This is a genomic window from Gardnerella sp. 26-12 (genome assembly GCF_001660745.1).
In the GTDB taxonomy this organism is placed as follows: Bacteria; Actinomycetota; Actinomycetes; order Actinomycetales; family Bifidobacteriaceae; genus Bifidobacterium; species Bifidobacterium swidsinskii.
Window position 1 is genome coordinate 1 of record NZ_LWSR01000127.1, and the last position, 3,511, is coordinate 3,511.

Annotated in this window: 4 protein-coding genes and 1 pseudogene; 4 read left to right on the top strand and 1 reads right to left on the bottom strand. The window is 42.4% G+C overall.

The genetic code is table 11. The features are described from left to right. A partial coding sequence (gene brnQ, locus A5295_RS05705) for a branched-chain amino acid transport system II carrier protein (RefSeq protein ID WP_064622122.1) occupies positions 1-1,465 on the top strand: 1,465 nt, incomplete at its 5' end. Between the two features lie 113 nt (positions 1,466-1,578). On the opposite strand, the gene A5295_RS05710 is transcribed toward brnQ, so the two are convergent. Further along, the gene (locus A5295_RS05710; RefSeq protein WP_064622123.1) at positions 1,579-1,926 is read right to left on the bottom strand and encodes a phenylpyruvate tautomerase MIF-related protein; all 348 of its coding nucleotides are present in this window, start codon (positions 1,924-1,926) and stop codon (positions 1,579-1,581) included. 84 nt (positions 1,927-2,010) lie between these two features. Here A5295_RS05710 and A5295_RS05715 point away from each other — a divergent pair, with 84 nt between their 5' ends. From A5295_RS05715 to A5295_RS05725, 3 genes and pseudogenes are all read left to right on the top strand, one after another. Further along, positions 2,011-2,517 (top strand): GtrA family protein, encoded by a 507-nt coding sequence (locus A5295_RS05715; protein WP_064622127.1) that lies wholly within the window; start codon positions 2,011-2,013, stop codon positions 2,515-2,517. Between the two features lie 34 nt (positions 2,518-2,551). Then, a complete protein-coding gene (locus A5295_RS05720; RefSeq protein WP_064622125.1) occupies positions 2,552-3,244 on the top strand; it encodes a histidine phosphatase family protein in 693 nt (230 codons plus the stop codon). A 28-nt stretch (positions 3,245-3,272) separates the two neighbouring features. After that, a pseudogene (locus A5295_RS05725) lies at positions 3,273-3,511 on the top strand (hypothetical protein); the annotation flags it as partial.

Below are 3,511 nucleotides of genomic sequence, written 5' to 3' on the forward strand. Positions count from 1 at the left end.
GTTTGGTATGCTCTTTGGCGCAGGAAACCTGATTTTCCCTGTGTTCCTTGGAGCTAATGCAGGAACTAATTTCGTGCCTGCAACAATTGGCTTTATTGTTACTGGCGTTGGTTTGCCATTGCTTGGTGTTACGGCTCTTGCAATGAGTCGCGCAAACGGTCTTTTTGAACTTTCTAGTAAGCCGAGCAAAAAATACGGCATGTTCTTTACTTGTGTGCTGTATTTAACAATCGGACCATTCTTTGCAATTCCTCGCTGCGCAACAACTTCGTACACTGTTGGTTTGGAGCGCGTTATTCCACAAGACGGAAACGGTCAATTGTATTTGTTCTTGTTCTCTGTGGTTTTCTTCGCGTTAGCATTCTTCTTTGCTATGAAGCCTAGCGGAATACTTACATGGGTTGGTAAAGTTCTTACGCCGATATTCTTGGTTTTCTTAGGTATTCTGGTATTTACTGCACTGTTTTCTCCTGTAAGCGGCGCTTCTGCGGATGCTGCTCCTATAGGGAAGTATGTTAATGAATCATTCTTTACAGGATTCTTAGATGGCTACAATACAATGGATGCTTTAGCTAGCTTGGCTTTTGGCATTATAGTTGTTAGTACTATTCGATCCTTTGGCGTAAAAGATCCTAAAGATGTGGCAGTGAATACTGTGCGATCTGGATTCTTTAGCTGCTTGCTTATGGCGTTGATTTACGTCGCAATTGTTGTTGTCGGTGTGCGTAGCCGTGCACTGTTTAAGCCTGCTGAAAACGGTGGCGTAACTTTGGCGCAAGTTGCACGCTACCATCTTGGAAACGTTGGTTTGCTTGTTCTTGCTGCAACTGTTACTCTTGCATGCTTAAAGACGGCAGTTGGTTTAATTGTAAGCTGCTCGGAAACTTTCTCTAAGTTATTCCCTAAGGGTCCTAGCTATCGCGTTTGGTCTGTGTTGATTACGCTTGTTTCGTTTGGCCTTGCAAACTTTGGTTTGAGCACAATCATCGAATATGCAGTTCCAGTATTGATGTTCTTGTATCCACTGTCAATCGTATTGATTCTTTTGGCTTTGTGCGGTCGACTTTTTGGAAATTCCAAAGTCGTGTACGCTTGGACGCTTGGTTTTACTGGTGTTGCAGCGGTATATGATTTTTTGAATAGTTTGCCACAAGCTTTACGCAGTGCATTGCATATGAACGATATGTTGGTGGTTGTTCAAAACTGGCTACCGTTCTCAGAATTTGGCATGGCTTGGGTTTGCCCTGCTGTTGTTGGATTTGTTGTTGGTTATGTCCGCATGGTTTTATTTGAAAACAAGGACATGGAAGAGGTGGCTCGTCTAGCTGCTGGTCCAGATCTTGAAGGCAGTGTTGCTAGCGACGATTATTATTCTTCAAGCGATGCTGAGTTTAAGGAGCCTGCTGACTTCGCTGTATCCGCTAAGTCTACTGTTGACGAACCTAATTTTAGTGAGCAATCCTAAAGTTTTGTAGCGTCGCGTAGACGTCATAATAATCGCCATATTTTGATGCGTATTTTACGTAACAAGATATGGCGATTTTATGCGACTTGCTAATTGAGGCTTGCGACTTGCGCCTAGAAGTTGCCGCCGTTCCAACCCCAGTCAGTAGTTGCAGTGTAACGAATATAAGTGCGATCCTGTGGAATCCCAAGCTCTCGCTCTAAAGCTGCCATAATCTGCTCAGTTAACTTTTCCCAAGCAGACCCTGGCACGCTGGAACCAAACACGTTCACCTCAACGTAAGCTGCAGGCTTAGCATTGTCTCCTGCAAAATAAATCGGCATATTGTCCTCGAATGGGCACATGAGCCAATGCTCGCTTTTTCCTGGAACTGCGCTAATTGCTTTGCCATAAGCAGCTTTTAATGCGTCGCGCTGGGTAGGTGTTGTGCTTACAGAAACATGAGTATGAATAACTGGCATAATCGCTCCTTTGCTAAATTTAGTAAGCTTTATTACGTAACAATTATATGTTATTTGTTAGCAGCCGCGTGTTTAATGGATATTATGAAAAAGCTTATTGAACAGGTTGTAAAGTTTGGAATTGTGGGCGTTATTGCCCTTATTATTGACGTTGCGCTACTCAATTTATTAATGCTTGCGCACTTAAATAATGTGGTTGCGGGTACGATTTCTTTCGTAATTTCACTTATCTTCAACTATATTGCCAGTATGAAATACGTCTTTAAACATCGTGAAGATATGGCAAAGTGGATGGAGCTTCTGATTTTTGTTATTTCCGCAGTCATAGGTTTGCTTATAAATGATTTGATTATTTGGGCTAGTACGTTAGGAATGGTTGAAAGCTTACGCGGATCTGCAGTATACGTTTTGCGCACAAATATAGGAAAACTTGTAGCTACTGTTGTTGTTGCTGTGTGGAATTTTGTTATACGAAAGTGGCTGCTCGATGATACTAAATCTCAACAGCCTGGGTATGTTGCGCAAGAAGATACGAGTTTTGCTCACCGTTTGGGAATGTGGTCGCTTAATCATACAAAAAATCGCAAGTAATTGATTTAATCTTTTAAACAGAAAGTAGAACGCAATGCCAGCTACGACAATTCATTTTGTGCGTCATGGAGAAGTTGATAATCCAAATCACGTGTTGTATGAGCGTCTTTCTGGATTTCATCTTTCTGCTCGCGGAGTGAGAATGGCGCAAGCTACAGCAAAATATATTGCCACTGTTCCGCAAATGCGCGGAATTACTGCAATTTATTCGTCTCCTCTTGAGCGAACACGTGAAACAGCGCGTGAAATCGAAAATGCTTTGCGCAATATTGCAGATTCTGCCTATGTAAAAGCGCACTATGACGAAGATTCTGCGCAATCTCAAGAAAGCGACATTATTTTAGATAAACGCTTAATTGAAGCTGGAAATAATTTCCGCGGGAAACGCATAGGTTACGGTGAAGGCGCACTGTGGAAAAACAACAATTGGAAGCTTGTTGCGAATTTGTGGAAGCCAAGTTGGGGAGAAAGCTACAGAAGTATTGCCACTAGAGTTGGCGATTTTGTGCGCGAGCAGGTTCGTAAGCATCCGGGTGAGCAAATCGTTGCAGTTACTCATGAGTCGCCAATCTGGTCTTATAGACACCTACTGGAAACCGGCCACGCTGAACATAATATGCTTCTTCGTCACACGGCTTTAGCTTCGATTACTTCTATTACTTACGATTGCGAGACTTTGCGTGTGCTTTCAATTACGTATGTTGATCCTGCTGGGCGAGTGAAGTAAGTAACATATAATGCGAAGGAGCATTGAAATGGTTAGTTCTGTTGATTCTGTCAAAGATTCTGAAGATATTAAAAATAATGAAAAAAGTATGCTAATGCTGAATGATGCAGCGCAATCTGCCGCAAAACTAACGGAATTATGGCCATTGACGGAAGCGCGACACTTAGATAACGACGCAAAATATGCGGAAAATCTTGAGGTGCGCTCAATGCGAGCAATAGCACGAATACTCACGAATCTTGATGTTACCTGTCTCTTATACACATT

Coding starts and splice junctions, on each gene's coding strand:
- A5295_RS05720 (WP_064622125.1), top strand. CDS start 2,552: ATGCCAGCTACGACAATTCATTTTGTGCGTCATGGAGAAGTTGATAAT.
- A5295_RS05710 (WP_064622123.1), bottom strand. CDS start 1,926: ATGCCAGTTATTCATACTCATGTTTCTGTAAGCACAACACCTACCCAG.
- A5295_RS05715 (WP_064622127.1), top strand. CDS start 2,011: ATGAAAAAGCTTATTGAACAGGTTGTAAAGTTTGGAATTGTGGGCGTT.